The organism is Micromonospora sp. NPDC047738 (genome assembly GCF_040642675.1).
Lineage (GTDB): Bacteria > Actinomycetota > Actinomycetes > Mycobacteriales > Micromonosporaceae > Micromonospora.
Window position 1 is genome coordinate 43,519 of the sequence record NZ_JBEYSO010000008.1, and the last position, 14,141, is coordinate 57,659.

Annotated in this window: 12 protein-coding genes; 4 read left to right on the top strand and 8 right to left on the bottom strand. The window is 73.8% G+C overall.

Annotated features, from left to right (window positions below):
- Nucleotides 1-32: 32 nt before the first annotated feature.
- From ABZ783_RS15160 to guaB, 4 genes are all read right to left on the bottom strand, one after another.
- Nucleotides 33-1,493 carry a M1 family metallopeptidase gene (locus ABZ783_RS15160; RefSeq protein WP_357438019.1) on the bottom strand — a complete coding sequence of 487 codons (1,461 nt, stop codon included), beginning with the start codon at nucleotides 1,491-1,493 and terminating at the stop codon, nucleotides 33-35.
- Between the two features lie 84 nt (nucleotides 1,494-1,577).
- Nucleotides 1,578-2,975, bottom strand: a complete 1,398-nt coding sequence (locus tag ABZ783_RS15165) for a M1 family metallopeptidase (protein ID WP_357438022.1) — start codon at nucleotides 2,973-2,975, stop codon at nucleotides 1,578-1,580.
- Nucleotides 2,976-3,042: 67 nt separating this feature from the next.
- Nucleotides 3,043-4,161 (bottom strand): GuaB3 family IMP dehydrogenase-related protein, encoded by a 1,119-nt coding sequence (locus ABZ783_RS15170; RefSeq protein ID WP_357438025.1) that lies wholly within the window; start codon nucleotides 4,159-4,161, stop codon nucleotides 3,043-3,045.
- A gap of 28 nt (nucleotides 4,162-4,189) precedes the next feature.
- Nucleotides 4,190-5,752 (bottom strand): IMP dehydrogenase, encoded by a 1,563-nt coding sequence (gene guaB / locus ABZ783_RS15175; protein ID WP_357438028.1) that lies wholly within the window; start codon nucleotides 5,750-5,752, stop codon nucleotides 4,190-4,192.
- Between the two features lie 198 nt (nucleotides 5,753-5,950).
- On the opposite strand from guaB, the gene ABZ783_RS15180 reads away from it, so the two are divergent.
- A complete protein-coding gene (locus ABZ783_RS15180; RefSeq protein ID WP_357438031.1) occupies nucleotides 5,951-6,361 on the top strand; it encodes a DUF5319 domain-containing protein in 411 nt (136 codons plus the stop codon).
- An 18-nt stretch (nucleotides 6,362-6,379) separates the two neighbouring features.
- On the opposite strand, the gene ABZ783_RS15185 is transcribed toward ABZ783_RS15180, so the two are convergent.
- Nucleotides 6,380-7,195, bottom strand: a complete 816-nt coding sequence (locus ABZ783_RS15185) for a LuxR C-terminal-related transcriptional regulator (RefSeq protein WP_357438034.1) — start codon at nucleotides 7,193-7,195, stop codon at nucleotides 6,380-6,382.
- Between the two features lie 253 nt (nucleotides 7,196-7,448).
- Between ABZ783_RS15185 and ABZ783_RS15190 the strand changes: the two genes are divergently transcribed.
- Nucleotides 7,449-7,832: a WhiB family transcriptional regulator gene (locus ABZ783_RS15190; protein WP_357438037.1), complete on the top strand. Its 384-nt coding sequence runs from the start codon at nucleotides 7,449-7,451 to the stop codon at nucleotides 7,830-7,832.
- 294 nt (nucleotides 7,833-8,126) lie between these two features.
- Here ABZ783_RS15190 and ABZ783_RS15195 read toward each other — a convergent pair whose 3' ends face one another.
- The 3 genes from ABZ783_RS15195 to groES all read right to left on the bottom strand — a co-directional run bounded on the left by ABZ783_RS15195 (nucleotide 8,127) and on the right by groES (nucleotide 11,907).
- Entirely contained in the window at nucleotides 8,127-9,758 is a 1,632-nt protein-coding gene (locus tag ABZ783_RS15195) for a molybdopterin-dependent oxidoreductase (RefSeq protein WP_357438040.1), read from the bottom strand.
- Nucleotides 9,759-9,875: 117 nt separating this feature from the next.
- Nucleotides 9,876-11,522 (bottom strand): chaperonin GroEL, encoded by a 1,647-nt coding sequence (gene groL / locus ABZ783_RS15200; protein WP_357438043.1) that lies wholly within the window; start codon nucleotides 11,520-11,522, stop codon nucleotides 9,876-9,878.
- Nucleotides 11,523-11,592: 70 nt separating this feature from the next.
- Nucleotides 11,593-11,907 carry a co-chaperone GroES gene (groES, locus tag ABZ783_RS15205; protein ID WP_018222648.1) on the bottom strand — a complete coding sequence of 105 codons (315 nt, stop codon included), beginning with the start codon at nucleotides 11,905-11,907 and terminating at the stop codon, nucleotides 11,593-11,595.
- A 436-nt stretch (nucleotides 11,908-12,343) separates the two neighbouring features.
- Between groES and ABZ783_RS15210 the strand changes: the two genes are divergently transcribed.
- Both ABZ783_RS15210 and ybaK read left to right on the top strand, forming a co-directional pair.
- On the top strand, nucleotides 12,344-13,564 hold the full coding sequence (locus tag ABZ783_RS15210; protein ID WP_357438045.1) for a methyltransferase domain-containing protein: 1,221 nt from the start codon (nucleotides 12,344-12,346) through the stop codon (nucleotides 13,562-13,564).
- 51 nt (nucleotides 13,565-13,615) lie between these two features.
- Nucleotides 13,616-14,095, top strand: a complete 480-nt coding sequence (gene ybaK, locus ABZ783_RS15215) for a Cys-tRNA(Pro) deacylase (protein WP_357438047.1) — start codon at nucleotides 13,616-13,618, stop codon at nucleotides 14,093-14,095.
- Nucleotides 14,096-14,141: the final 46 nt, after the last annotated feature.

Here is a 14,141-nt window from a genome sequence, read left to right on the forward strand (position 1 = left end):
CCCGCGGTGCCGGCGTTGACCGCGGCCCTTCCTCACAGCCGCTTCGGTGCGGCCGGCCGCTCGGTGTCGTAGAGCCAGGCGTCGAAGAGCTTGCCGAGCTTCTTGTGCGAGATCCGCTCGGCCAGGGCCACGAAGTCCTGCGTGGTGGCGTTGCCGTTCTTCTTCTCCTCCGCCCAGGTCCGCAGGATGGAGAAGAAGGCGGCGTCGCCGACGGCCACCCGCAGCGCGTGCACGGTCATGCCGCCCCGCTCGTACACCGACTGGCTGAACAGGTTCGCCACCCCCGGCTTGCCCGGCGGCGTGCGCCAGACCTGCCCCGAGGCACCCGCGTACTTCTGGTCGAAGGTGCGCTGGACGGTGGACTGGCCGGTGTGCTCGGCCCAGAGCCATTCGGCGTACGTGGCCAGGCCCTCGTTGAGCCAGATGTCCTGCCACTTCTGCAGCGCCACGCTGTTGCCGAACCACTGGTGGGCCAGCTCGTGCGCGACCACCCCGGTGTTGTCGCCCTGCCGGAAGAAGCTGGCCGAGTAGACCGGGCGGCTCTGCGTCTCCAGCGCGTACCGGATCCGGTCGTCGGCGACCACCACCCCGCCGTACGCGTCGAACGGGTACGGCCCGAAGACGCTCTCCAGGTAGTCGGCGACCTCGGTGGTCCGGGCGATCGACCGGTCCGGCGCGCCCTCGGCCACCTTCGTGGTGACCGCGCTGTACACCGGCCGTCCCCGGTGCTCCCCGGTGGTCACCCGGAACTTCCCGATCGCCACCGTGGCCAGATAGCTGGCCATCGGCGACCCCTCCGACCAGCGCCAGGTGGTCCAGTCGCCCCGGGTGGTCCGTCCCTTCGGGACACCGTTGCTGACCGCGGTGAGCCCCTTCGGCACGGTGATCTCGAAGTCGTAGGTGGCCTTGTCGGAGGGGTGGTCGTTGACCGGGAACCAGGTGCTCGCCGACTCCGGCTGGCCGAGCGCGATCGCCCCGTCGGCGGTGTGCAGCCAGCCGCCCTCGCCGAGCGCGTCGTTGGGCAGGGCGGCCGGCTCGCCGTCGTACCTGATCTGGACGACGAAGCCGTTGCCGGAGGTCAGGCCGGTGGCCGGGGTGACCACCAGCTCGTCGTCGGTGCGGGCGTGGGCGGCCTGCGCCCCGTCCACGGTCACCGACCGCACGGTCAGCCCGGCCAGGTCCAGGTTGAACGCGGATAGGTTCGCCGTCGCGGTGGCCCGCACCTCGGTGGTGCCGGTGAGCTGGTCCTTGGCCGGGTCGTAGCGCACCCGCACGGTGTAGTGGGTGACGTCGTAGCCGCCGTTGCCGTAGCTCGGGAAGTAGGCGTCGCCAGCCCCGGCCGCACCCGGCCCGGAGGTCCGCGCGGCCGTCGCGCTGGGCGGCCCGACGGTCGGCGTCGCGGCCGGGTCGGCCGAGCCACAGCCGGCGAGCAGCAGCGTGCCGCAGGCCAGCAGCCCGAGGCGTCGTCGTCCGCTCCGCCGTGCCCGCGTCATCGCCCTCGATCCCTCCTCGGCCCGTCTTCGCCTGCCCGGGCCGCTCCGCCCGCGGCAGCCTACCGATCGATGATCACGCCCGCGTCACGGCAGGGCCGGCGCGGTGGCACCGACCAGCCAGGCGTCGAAGAGCGGGCGCAGCGACCGGCCGGCGACGCGCTCCGCGTAGCCGATGAAGTCGGCGGTGGTGGCGGTGCCGTTCCGCCGCTCGGCCAACCAGCCGCGCAGCATGCGGAAGAAGGTCTCGTCGCCGACCGCGCGGCGCAGCGCGTGCACGGCCAGCGCGCCGCGCTGGTAGACCGCGTCGCCGAACATCGCCGCCCGGCCCGGGTCCACCGTCGGTTTCGTCCAGTCGGTCACCGCGTACCGGTCGGCGACGGCCTGCGCCACGGTGCGGACGCCGTCGTGCTCGTTCCAGAGCCACTCGGCGTACGTGGCGAAGCCCTCGTTGAGCCAGATGTCGCTCCACCGCGACAGCGAGACACTGTCGCCGAACCACTGGTGGGCCAGCTCGTGCGCCACCACCTCGGTGTTCGGCCGGCCGCCCCGGAAGAAGCCCGGCCCGTAGACCGGCCGGGTCTGGGTCTCCAGCGCGTACCGGATGCGCTCGTCGGCAACCGCGATGCCGCCGTACGCGTCGAACGGGTACGGCCCGAACCGCCCGGCCAGGAAGTCGGCGACCTCGCCGGTCCGGGCCAGCGCCCGGGCAGCCGGCCCGTCCGCCGGCAACCCGGCGGCGACCGCGGTGACCAGCGGCTTCCCGGCGTGCGTGCCGGTCGACACCCGGTAGTTCCCGATCACCAGGGTGGTCAGGTAGCTGGCCATCGGCGACCCCTCGGACCAGCGCCAGGTGGTCCAGCCGTCCTTGCTGGACTGTCCCTTGGGCACCCCGTTGCTCAGCGCGGCGAGCCCGTCCGGGACGGTCACCTCGAGGTCGTAGGTGGCCTTGTCGGAGGGGTGGTCGTTGACCGGAAACCAGGTGCTCGCCGACTCCGGCTGGCCGAGCGCGATCGCCCCGTCGCCGGTGGCGTGGAAGCCGCCGTCGCCCAGCTCGCCGCTGGGCAGCGGCTGCGGCACCCCGCCGTACGCCACCTCGACGGTGAACCGCTTCCCGGCCGGCAGCCCGTGCGCCGGGGTGACCACCAGCTCGTTGCCGTCCCGCCGGTGGGTGGCCGGGGCGCCGTCGACGCGTACCCGGTCGACGGTGAGGCCGGCGAGGTCGAACTGGAACCGGGACAGCCCGGCGGTCGCGGTGGCGGTGACGGTGGCCTGGCCGGTGAGCCGGTCGCTGGCCGGGTCGTAGCGGACCTGCAGCGCGTAGTGGGCGACGTCGTAGCCGCCGTTGCCGGCCCCCGGCACGTACGGGTCGCCGAGGTCGGCCGCCCCTGGTCTGAACCGCGCGTTTGCGTCCTCGTCGGTGCACCCGCCCGCCAGCAGCGCGACCGCCAGCACCGCCGCCGACCAGCGCCGCCCCCGTGTCATCCGCCGAGCCTAGACGCGCGACGGCGCGGGTGAGACCGAATCCACACCCGCGCCGTCGCCGGTCGAGTCAGCGGTCGAGGACCAGGCCGACCTTCTGGAACTCCTTGAGGTCGCGGTAGCCGCACTTGGCCATCGCCCGGCGCAGGCCGCCGAAGAGGTTGAGCTGGCCGTCCGGCTCGTCGGCCGGGCCGAAGAGCAGCTTCTCCATCGCGCCCAGCGGCTCGCCGGCCACCTCGAACGCACCGCGCGGCAGCGACGGGTGGCTGGCCGCCGAGTGCCACCAGGCACCGCCGGCCGGGGCCTCCGCGCAGCGGGAGAGCGGCTCGCCCAGCATCACCGCGTCCGCGCCGCAGCCGAGCGCCTTGGCGATGTCGCCGGAGGTCTGGATGTCGCCGTCGGCGATCAGGTGCACGTACCGGCCGCCGGTCTCGTCCAGGTAGTCCCGGCGGGCCGCGGCGGCGTCGGCGATGGCGGTGGCCATCGGCACCCGGATGCCGAGCACCGACTCCGTGGTCGACCAGTCGTCGCCGCCGATGCCGACGATCACGCCGGCCGCGCCGGTACGCATCAGGTGCAGCGCGGTCTTGTAGTCGGTGCAGCCGCCGACGATGACCGGCAGGTCGAGGTCGGCGATGAACTCCTTGAGGTTCAGCGGCTCGTCGGTGGTGGAGACGTGCTCGGCGGAGACGATCGTGCCCTGGATGACCAGGATGTCCACGCCGGCGTCCAGGATCACCGGGGCGAGCGCGAGGGTGTGCTGCGGGGACACCCGGACGGCCACCGTGCCGCCCCCGGCCCGCAGCTCGCGGACCCGCTCGGCGATCAGGTCCGGACGGATCGGCTCGGCGTACACCTCCTGGAGCCGCTTGGTCGCCCGCGCCTCCTCGTCCAGGCCGGCCAGCTCCTCCAGCACCTTGGTCGGGTTCTCGTACCGGGTCCACAGGCCCTCGACGTTGAGCACGCCCAGGCCGCCGAGCTGGCCGAGCTGCACTGCCGAGGAGGGGCTCATGGTCGCGTCGGACGGGTGCCCGACGCAGGGGATGCCGAACTGGTAGGCGTCGAGCTGCCAGGCCGTGGAGACGTCGTCGACGTCCCGGGTGCGGCGGCTCGGCACGATGGCGATTTCGTCCAGGTGGTAGCCGCGCTGCGCGGTCTTGCCCAGCCCGATCTCGACCACGTCACGCATGGGGACTCCAGGTGGTTGGGGGTGATGGTCAGCGGGTGTGGTAGTTGGGCGCCTCGACCGTCATCTGGATGTCGTGCGGGTGGCTCTCCTTGAGCCCGGCCGCGGTGATCCGGATGAGCTGGCCACGCTCGTGCAACTCCGGGATGCTCTCGGCACCGGCGTACCCCATCGCCAGCCGCAGCCCGCCGACGAGCTGGTGGGCGACCTGGGCGAGCGGGCCCCGGTAGGGCACCTGGCCCTCGACGCCCTCCGGGACCAGCTTCTCGTCGCTGGTCACGTCCTGCTGGAAGTAGCGGTCCTTGGAGTACGACTTGGCCTGGCCGCGGGACTGCATCGCGCCGAGCGAGCCCATCCCCCGGTACGCCTTGTACTGCTTGCCGTTGATGAAGAGCAGCTCGCCCGGGCTCTCCTCGCTGCCTGCCAGCAGGCCGCCGAGCATCACCGTGTCGGCGCCGGCCACCAGGGCCTTGGCGATGTCGCCCGAGTATTGGATGCCGCCGTCGCCGATCACCGGCACGCCGGCCGGGCGGGCCGCCCGGGCGGCCTCCATGATCGCGGTGATCTGCGGTACGCCCACCCCGGCCACGATCCGGGTGGTGCAGATGGCGCCGGGGCCGACGCCCACCTTGACGCCGTCCGCGCCCGCGTCGACCAGCGCCTTCGCACCGGCGTACGTGGCCACGTTGCCGCCGACGATGTCGATGGCGACGTCCTTCTTGAGCCGGGCGACCATCTCCAGCACGGCGCGCTGGTGGCCGTGCGCGGTGTCCACGATCAGCACGTCGACGCCCGCGTCGACCAGGGTGCGGGCCCGCTTGTACGCGTCCTCGCCCACGCCGATCGCGGCGGCGACCCGGAGCCGGCCGGCGGAGTCCTTGGTGGCGTTCGGGTACTGCTCGCTCTTGGTGAAGTCCTTGACCGTGATCAGGCCACGCAGCTTGCCCGAGTCGTCGACGATCGGCAGCTTCTCCACCTTGTGCTGCCGGAGCAGCGCCAGCGCCTCGTCCTTGCTCACCCCGACCGGGGCGGTGACCAGCGGGGTGCGGGTCATGATCTCGCGGACCGGGGTGGACGGGTCGGAGACGAAGCGCATGTCGCGGTTGGTGACGATGCCGACGAGCTCGCCCTGCCCGTCGACCACCGGCACGCCGGAGATGCGGTAGCGGCCACAGAGCGAGTCGACCTCGCGGAGGGTGTCGTCCGGGCTGGCGGTCACCGGGTTGGTGATCATGCCGGACTCGGAGCGCTTCACCAGGTCGACCTGGAGCGCCTGGTCCTCGACGGAGAGGTTGCGGTGCAGCACACCGATGCCGCCCTGGCGGGCCATGGCGATCGCCATCCGCGCCTCGGTGACGGTGTCCATCGCGCTGGACAGCAGCGGGATGTTGAGCTCGACGGTGCGGGTGAGCTTGGTGCGGGTGTTCACCCGGCTCGGGACGACGTCCGACTCGCCGGGCTGGAGCAGCACGTCGTCGAAGGTCAGCCCGAGCGGCACCACCCGCGCCGAGCCGGCCGGCAGTTCGGGCAGGTGACCGCCCAGCTCGCCGCCGTCGACGCCGGCAGTAAGGTCGGTGCTGGGCGAATTCTCCACGATTGCTCCCCTGAGCTGTTTCGGACGGGCTTCAGCGAGGCGGCGCGCGCCTGGACCGGCGCACGCCGAGATGACGGCGCGTCGCTTCATCGTACCCACCAACCAGCGCGGGTCCCGGCAGCGGCGGGCCAGGGTAGGCGGCGCCACAGGGAGTCCCGGGGGCGGACTTTTCGGTGTGGCGGGGACTACGGTGAGGGGGTGCACGACGAGCCCATCGACCCGTTCAACGGCGACCCGGCCGATCCGGCTGCCAGCCTGCACGACCCGCGCGCGGACGACCCGCTCGACCCGCTGACCGAGGTCGAGCGGCAGGATGTCCTGGAGGACCTCGCCGACCTGGAGATCTACCAGGCCCTGCTCCAGCCGATCGGGGTGCGTGGCCTGGTCATCGAGTGCGAGGACTGCCGCGAGCCGCACTACTTCGACTGGGACCTGCTCCGGGGCAACCTGCGCCACCTGCTCAACTCCGGGCGCCCGCGGGTGCACGAGCCGGCCTACGACCCGGACCCGGACCACTACGTCAGCTGGGACTACGCCCGGGGCTACGCGGACGGCGTGCACGACACCCTGACCGAGGGCACCGAGGACGACCCGTCCGCCGAGGACTGACCGCCCGGCCGGTGCCGCTCAGGCGACCAGGCCGGCGCGGAAGCCCGCGGCCACGGCGTGCGCCCGGTCCCGGGCGCCCAGCTTGCGGAACAGCCGGCGGGCGTGCGTCTTGACGGTGTCCTCCGAGACGAACAACTCCCGCCCGATCTCCGCGTTGCTCTTCCCCTCGGCCATGCCGAGCAGCACCTGAAGCTCCCGCTCGGTCAGCCCGATGGCGCTGCGGGCGTTGGGCGTGGCACGCTGCGGACCGCCCGCCGGCGCCGGCTCGGCATCGGCCGGATCGGGGGCGTCCTCGCCCCGCTGCACCGGCACCACCGTGGGCGCGCCGCCCGGCACCTCCGGCGGGCCCGCCGACCAGGCCGGCGCCGGTCCGGCGGGGGTACGCCCCGGCGCGGCCGAGCGGGCCGTCCCGCCGACCGCCGCGGTGTCCCGGGCCGGGTCGGTCACCCGGTGCTTGGCCGCCCGTCCGGGAGCGGCGAGCAGCAGCAGGGCCTTCGCCACCGCGCTGGTCAGATCATGGTCGGCACCCTGGATGAGCCCACGCGCTCCGGCGCTGATGGTGGCCGCCGCCGCCTCCGACTCCTCGGTTCCGAGCAGCAGCACCGCGGCCTGGGGCGCCCGGGCGAGCACCCGCCGGACGAAGCCCGCGCTGTCCGGCCGGGTGAGGGCGGTGTCGGCGAGCACCACGTCGACGGGGCGTTCGGCGAGCCGCAACATCACCTCGGGATCGGAGACCGCCGTCCGGACGACGCCGGACAGCCCGAGCCGCGCCGCCGCGGAGGCCAGGTGCTGGGCCGCGATTGGTGTCCGAACGCATACGAGAACGCTACGCACAGTCGTCTCCTCTCCGACTCAGAGCAGACCACGGCGGGGCCGGGTCAGGAGGAGGTTCCGGGCAATCATCAGAACTTTTCCGACAGATGGGGCATATGCCACCAACCGTCCGAGGTTTTCGATCAAAGATGTGTGAGCGCTGGACAGCCCGGGTACGAGGGGTCAGGCCGGAAACGGGTGTCCCGCGCGGACCGCCGACCGGTAGCTGGCCACGAAGGATTCTCCGCGGTGCCGCGCGGGAGGAGGGGTGCTGATGTCGAACGTACGCAGACTGCCTGGACCCATTGTCGACCTGTGGGACTGGCAGCGGCTCGGTGCCTGCCGGGGGAGGGACAGCGCTCAGTTCTTCCACCCCGACGGCGAGCGCGGCTCCTCGCGGCTGCGCCGCGAGTCCGGCGCCAAGGCCGTCTGCCGGGCCTGCCCGGTACGGGCCGAGTGCGCCGCCCACGCCCTGTCGGTCCGCGAGCCGTACGGCGTGTGGGGCGGGTTCAGCGAGGCGGAGCGGCTCCGGCTGCTCGCCCTCGGCTGGGAGGACCTCGCCGACCGCCGGCACACCCGGGTCGACGTGGCCCGGCTGGAGGCCCGGCTCGGCCAGCCGCACAGGTCCACCGTGCCGGAACAGCGCAAGGTCGCCTGACCGGCCGACACCGGCCATCCCGACGCCGCGTCCCGAACTCCGGGGCGCGGCGTCGTGTGTGCGCCGTCGGGCCGGACCCGCCAGGCGACGCCGGCTCCGCGCGGGGAGACAGGTTCTCGCTCCCTTTCGAGCTGACATCACGAACGACTCGGCACGCGCATGAGTCGTTCACGACATCAGCTCCACAGCGAGCGAGCAGGGCCTCTCCGGCCCCGCGCCGCCAGCCACCCGCGGCGGCCACCCTCGCCGCGCACGTGCCCGTCGTGGAGATCGACCCGGCGTCCGCCGGCCGGTTCAGCCGACGGTCACCCGCACCGTGTGCCAGCCGGTGGCCCCGTCCGGCGCGACCGGCCGCCGCTCCCCCGGCTGGGTCTCGCCGTCGGCGTCGGTGGCGCGTACCCGGAGGGTGTGCTCGCCCGGGGTGGCGGCCCAGCGCCACGACCACTGCACCCAGGTGTCCACCGAGACCGTCGGGGCGAGCGTCGCCTGCTGCCAGGGGCCGCCGTCGACGCGTACCTCGACGGTCCGGATGCCCCGGTGCTGAGCCCAGGCCACCCCGGCGACCGTGACCGGGCCGGCGGTGAGCCGGTTGCGCGGGCGCGGCGTGTCGATCCGCGACTGGGTCTTGATCGGCGCCTGCGCCGACCACCCGCGCGGCACCCAGTACGCGTCGAAGTCGGCGAAGCGGGTCAGCTCCAGCTCGGTCACCCACTTGCACGCCGAGACGTACCCGTAGAGCCCGGGCACCACCATGCGCACCGGGAAGCCGTGCTCGACCGGCAGCGGCTCGCCGTTCATGCCGACCGCGAGCAGCGCGTCGCGACCGTCCCGCAGCACCGCCGTCGGGGTGCCGCAGGTCCAGCCGTCGACCGAGCGCCCGACCACCTGGTCCGCGCCCTCCTCCGGCTCGGCCTCGTCCAGCAACTCCTTGATCGGTACGCCGAGCCACCGGGCATTGCCGATCAGGTCCCCGCCCACCTCGTTCGAGACGCAGGCCAGCGTCACGTAGCGCTCGACCATCGGCCGGGCGAGCAGGTCGGCGAAGCTCAACTCGATCGGCTTGCGTACCCGGCCGTGGATGCGCAGCCGCCAGGTCGCCGGGTCCACCTGCGGCACCACCAGGGCGGTGTCGATCCGGTAGAACTCCTGGTTCGGGGTCACGTAGGGGGCAAGCCGGCTCACCGACAGGTCCGCGCCGGCCGGCACCGGCGGGGCGGGCGCCACCGGGGCGGGCAGGGCCACCGCCTGCCGGGCCGCCGAGACGCCCCGCCGGCCGGCCAGCCAGTGCCCGCCGAGCCCCGCCACCGCCGCCGTCCCGGCCAGCAGGCCGACGTCGCGCAGGAACCGCCGCCGCGGCCCCGGATCCCCGCTCTCCAGCGGCTCCCACCCCGCGACGGGCTCCTCCCGCGCGAGCGCGGCGACGGCCGGGGGTGGGGTGGGCCCGGGTGAGGTGGCCCGGTGTGGTGTGGCCGGGCCCGCCGGCCCCGGATCCACCCGCAGCGGGCCGGCGACGAAGGCCCAGAGCGTCAGCGCCCCCAGCCCGCCGCCGACCAGCGAGGGCAGCGCGTCGGCGGCGTCCGCGCCGGCCCGGGTCAGCGCGGCGGCCACCCCGAGGGCGGCGAACCCGGCGATGCCGGCCGGGCCGGCCCAGCGTCGCCGGGCCGCGAGCACGCCGAGCAGCGCGGCGAACGCGGCCAGCAGCACCGCCGTCCCGACCAGCAGGGCGATCTTGTCGTACCGGCCGAAGAGCGCGATGGCGAACTGCTTGAGCGGCTCGGGCACCAGGTCGACCACCAGGCCGCCGACCGCGATCAGCGGCGCCGAGCGGGGCCCGGTGAGGACGGCCACCGGCTCGGCGGAGCCGATCGCCACGGCCGCGGCGGTGACCCCGGCCAGCGCCGCCCGGCGGCGGGACATGCTGCTCACGCCGACCAGTGTGGGCGCGCCCAGCGGCCGACCGCCAGCCACGTCAGCGTTCCGTAAGCAGATACGGATCAGGGCACACCGCGTGGGCGGTGTGCCCTGACTCAGGCCGTACGGGGATCAGAAGCCCGGGCCGTGCTGGTGGCCGTGACCGTGGCCGTGGCCGTGGCCACCGCCGGCGGCCGGCTCGGCCTTCTCCGGCTTCTCCACCACCAGGCTCTCGGTGGTGAGCAGCAGGCCGGCGATCGAGGCGGCGTTGGTGACCGCGTTGCGGGTCACCTTCACCGGGTCGATGATGCCGGACTTGACCAGGTCCACGTACTCGCCCTTGGCGGCGTCGAGGCCGTGGCCCCACTCCTTGCCGGCGACCTTCTGCACCACCACGTAGCCGTCGTGGCCGGCGTTCTGGGCGATCCAGCGCAGCGGCTCGACCAGCGCCTTGCGCACGATCGAGACGCCGACCTTCTCGTCACCGGTGAAGCCGAGGTCGTCGTCGAGCGCCGGCAGGATCTGGGCCAGGGCGGCGCCGCCGCCCGGAACCGTACCCTCCTCCACCGCGGCCTTGGTCGCCGCGATGGCGTCCTCGATGCGGTGCTTGCGCTCCTTCATCTCGACCTCGGTGGCCGCGCCCGCCTTGATGACCGCGACGCCACCGGAGAGCTTCGCCAGCCGCTCGGCCAGCTTCTCCCGGTCCCACTCGGAGTCCGAGGCCTCGATCTCCTTGCGGATCTGGGCGACCCGGTCGGCGACCTCGGAGGCCCGACCACCACCGTCGACGACGGTGGTGGTCTCCTTGTCGACCACCACGCGGCGGGCGGTGCCGAGCACCTCCACGCCGACCTGGTCGAGCTTGTAGCCCAGCTCCGGGGCGACCAGCTCGGCACCGGTCAGGATCGCCATGTCCTGCAGCATCGCCTTGCGGCGGTCGCCGAAGCCGGGAGCCTTCACCGCGCAGACCTTGAGGGTCTTGCGGATCGCGTTGACCACCAGGGTGGACAGCGCCTGGCCCTCGACGTCCTCGGCGATGATCAGCAGCGGCTTGTTCTGCTGGAGGACCTTCTCCAGCAGCGGCAGCAGCTCCTCGATCGCCGAGATCTTCTGGGTGGTGATCAGGATGTACGGGTCCTCCAGGACCGACTCCTGCCCCTCCACGTCGGTGACGAAGTTGGGCGAGATGAAGCCCTTGTCGAACTGGAGGCCCTCGGTCACCTCCAGCTCCGTGGTGAGCGCGGAGCCCTCCTCGACGGTGATGACACCGTCGCGGCCGACCTTCTCCATCGCCTCGGCGATCAGCTCGCCGATGGTGGCGTCCTGTGCGGAGATCGTCGCGACGTGCGCGATCGACTCCTTGTCGGCCACCTCGACGGCCCGGCCGAGCAGGGCCTCGGAGACCTTGTTCGCCGCCGCGTCGATGCCCCGCTTGAGGCCGGCCGGGTTGGCGCCGGCCGCGACGTTGCGCAGGCCCTCGCGGACCATCGCCTGGGCCAGCACGGTCGCGGTGGTGGTCCCGTCGCCGGCGACGTCGTTGGTCTTGGTCGCCACCTCCTTGACCAGCTGCGCGCCGAGGTTCTCGTACGGGTTGGTGAGCTCGATCTCCTTGGCGATGGTCACGCCGTCGTTGGTGATCGTCGGTGCACCGAACTTCTTGTCCAGGACGACGTTGCGCCCGCGCGGGCCGAGGGTGACCTTGACCGCGTCCGCGAGAGCGTTGACACCGTGCTCGAGCAGGTGCCGGGCGTCGTCCGAGAAGCTGAGGATCTTCGCCATCGGTATCCCTTCGAAGCGACGCTGCCCCGGCCCGGCGAGCCGGACCGGGGCAACGACACTGATCGGTTGCTTACTTCTCGATGACCGCGAGGACGTCGCGGGCGGAGAGCACCAGGTACTCCTCGCCGGCGTACTTGACCTCGGTGCCGCCGTACTTCGAGTACAGGACGGTGTCGCCGACCTTCACGTCGATCGGAACGCGGTTGCCCTTGTCGTCGATCCGGCCCGGGCCGACAGCGAGGACGGTGCCCTCCTGCGGCTTCTCCTTGGCGGTGTCGGGGATCACGATGCCCGACGCCGTGGTGGTCTCAGCCTCGTTCGCCTGGACCACGATCCGGTCCTCGAGCGGCTTGATCGCAACCTTGGTCGCGGTAGTCACGGGCATACCCTCCTGGGGTACTGGTTTCGTTGCCGGTCGGCACGCCGACCGGCGTCAATCTGCCACATGCCACCGGGCGGGGCCGTCGTCGCGGGTGCCGGTCCGCCTGGCGTTCAACCCCCGGACACCAGGGCCCGGGCGTTGGCACCCTCAGGGTGAGAGTGCTAATCGCAGGTTATTCCTCGGCTAGCACTCCGTCAAGGAGAGTGCCAACGCAATGGCCCCCGTGTCGCCCACACCTTCGCCCCCGGCGAGCTGGCAACCCTTCGTCGCCGCCACCGCCGCCCTCCGGGTGGCCCGGCACGCCGCCCTCGCCGGCTCGGCGAGGTGGCGGGGTCCCGGCCCACCAAACCCGCCACGTCGGCGACGTCGCGGGATCCCGCCCCGCCGGCCCCCGCCAGGTCGGCGACCGGGCGCCGACCAGGGCCGGGAGAATGGGCGGATGGATCTCGACCAGCTCGCCGCGCTGCGTACCCCCGAGGGGTCGGCCGCCCTCGCGGCGGCCGCCGAGGTGGCCGGCGGCGACCCGCTGGCCGCGGCGGCCCGGCTCCGCTCGGCGGGGTTCCCGGCCGGGCTGGCCGCCGCCGCGCTCACCCAGGCCGAGCTGCGCCGCCGAGCGGTCGGCAAGTTCGGGCCCGGGGCCGCCGGCATGTTCCTCACCCGCCCCGGGCTGGAGCAGGCCACCCGCCGGGTGGTCGCCGACCGGCGGGCCGCGCGGCTGCGCGCCGCCGGCGTGCGCACCCTCGCCGACCTGGGGTGCGGTCTCGGCGCCGACGCACTCGCCGCCGCCCGCGCCGGCATCCGGGTGTACGGGGTGGAGGCCGATCCGGTGACCGCCGCGATGGCCGCCGCGAACGCCGAGGTGGCCGGGCTGGCCGACCTGTTCACCGTGGAATGCGGGGACGCGACGGCGTTCGACGTGACCCGGGTGGACGCGGTCTTCTGCGACCCGGCGCGACGGGCGACCGGCACCGGGCGGCGGATCTTCGACCCGAACGCCTACTCGCCGCCCTGGGATTTCGTCACCGGGCTGGCCGAACGGGTGCCGCGGACCGTGGTGAAGGTTGCCCCGGGGCTGGACCACGCGCTGATCCCGGCGGGCGCCGAGGCGGAGTGGGTCAGCGTGGCCGGCGACCTGGTCGAGGCCGCCCTCTGGTGCGGCGAGCTGGCCGAGGTGCCCCGCCGCGCGACCGTGCTGGAGGAAGGGCCCCCGCACAACGGCGCCGGCAGCGGAACGGCCCCCTGCCATCAGCTCACCGGCTCCGGCGACGCCGAGGCGCCGGTGGGCGCGGTCCGGCGGTACGTGTACGACCCCGACCCGGCGGTGGTCCGCGCGCACCTGGTCGCCGAGCTGGCCGCGGAGCTGTCCGCGACCCTCGCCGACCCGAGCATCGCCTACCTGTACGCCGACGCGCCGGTGGCCACCCCGTACGCCCGCTGCCTGACGGTCACCGACGTGCTGCCGTTCTCCCTGAAGCGGCTGCGCGCCCTGCTGCGCGAGCGCCGGGTGGGCCGGGTCGAGATCCTCAAGCGTGGCTCGGCGCTGGAGCCGGAGCAGCTGCGCCGGGACCTGAAGCTCGCCGGCAAGGCGGCGGCCAGCCTGATGCTCACCCGGGTGGGCGGCGCGCCGACCGTGCTGATCTGCCAGCCGGTGCCGGGCTGAGCCCGGATTTCGACTCGCCCCGCCGAGCCGGGCGGGGTTAGCTTGTCGGGCATGGCGGGACAGGGCACTCCGGCGACAGCGCTGCTGACGAAGCGCAAGATCAGCCACAGCACCCACCCGTACCAGGTCTCCCCGGACGCGCCGAACTACGGCGCGCTGGTCGCGGCGGCCCTCGGGGTGCCGCCGGAGCGGGTGTTCAAGTCCCTGGTCACCGAGGTCGACGGCGGGCTGACCGTGGCGGTCGTGCCGGTCACCGGGGAGCTGGACCTCAAGGCCCTGGCCGCCGCGGTGGGCGGCAAGCGGGCGACCATGGCGGACCGGGCCGTGGCCGAGCGGGCCACCGGCTACGTGCGCGGCGGGATCAGCCCGCTGGGCCAGCGCAATCGGCTGCCCACGGTGGTCGACGCGTCCGCCCTGGACCACCCGACGGTCTACGTCTCGGCGGGTCGCCGCGGCCTGCAACTGCAGCTCGCCCCGGCTGATCTGGTCGCGCTGACCGACGCCGTCACCGCGCCGATCGCCGCCGCCTGATCCACCCGGGAGTCGCTCCGCGGGCCTTCCCGCACCTCGCGCGGGG

Excerpts from the sequence above, each read along its gene's own strand:
- ybaK (WP_357438047.1), top strand. The coding sequence starts at position 13,616 with ATGGCGGGACAGGGCACTCCGGCGACAGCGCTGCTGACGAAGCGCAAG.
- ABZ783_RS15165 (WP_357438022.1), bottom strand. The coding sequence starts at position 2,975 with ATGACACGGGGGCGGCGCTGGTCGGCGGCGGTGCTGGCGGTCGCGCTG.
- groES (WP_018222648.1), bottom strand. The coding sequence starts at position 11,907 with ATGCCCGTGACTACCGCGACCAAGGTTGCGATCAAGCCGCTCGAGGAC.
- groL (WP_357438043.1), bottom strand. The coding sequence starts at position 11,522 with ATGGCGAAGATCCTCAGCTTCTCGGACGACGCCCGGCACCTGCTCGAG.
- ABZ783_RS15190 (WP_357438037.1), top strand. The coding sequence starts at position 7,449 with ATGTCGAACGTACGCAGACTGCCTGGACCCATTGTCGACCTGTGGGAC.
- ABZ783_RS15160 (WP_357438019.1), bottom strand. The coding sequence starts at position 1,493 with ATGACGCGGGCACGGCGGAGCGGACGACGACGCCTCGGGCTGCTGGCC.
- ABZ783_RS15170 (WP_357438025.1), bottom strand. The coding sequence starts at position 4,161 with ATGCGTGACGTGGTCGAGATCGGGCTGGGCAAGACCGCGCAGCGCGGC.
- ABZ783_RS15210 (WP_357438045.1), top strand. The coding sequence starts at position 12,344 with ATGGATCTCGACCAGCTCGCCGCGCTGCGTACCCCCGAGGGGTCGGCC.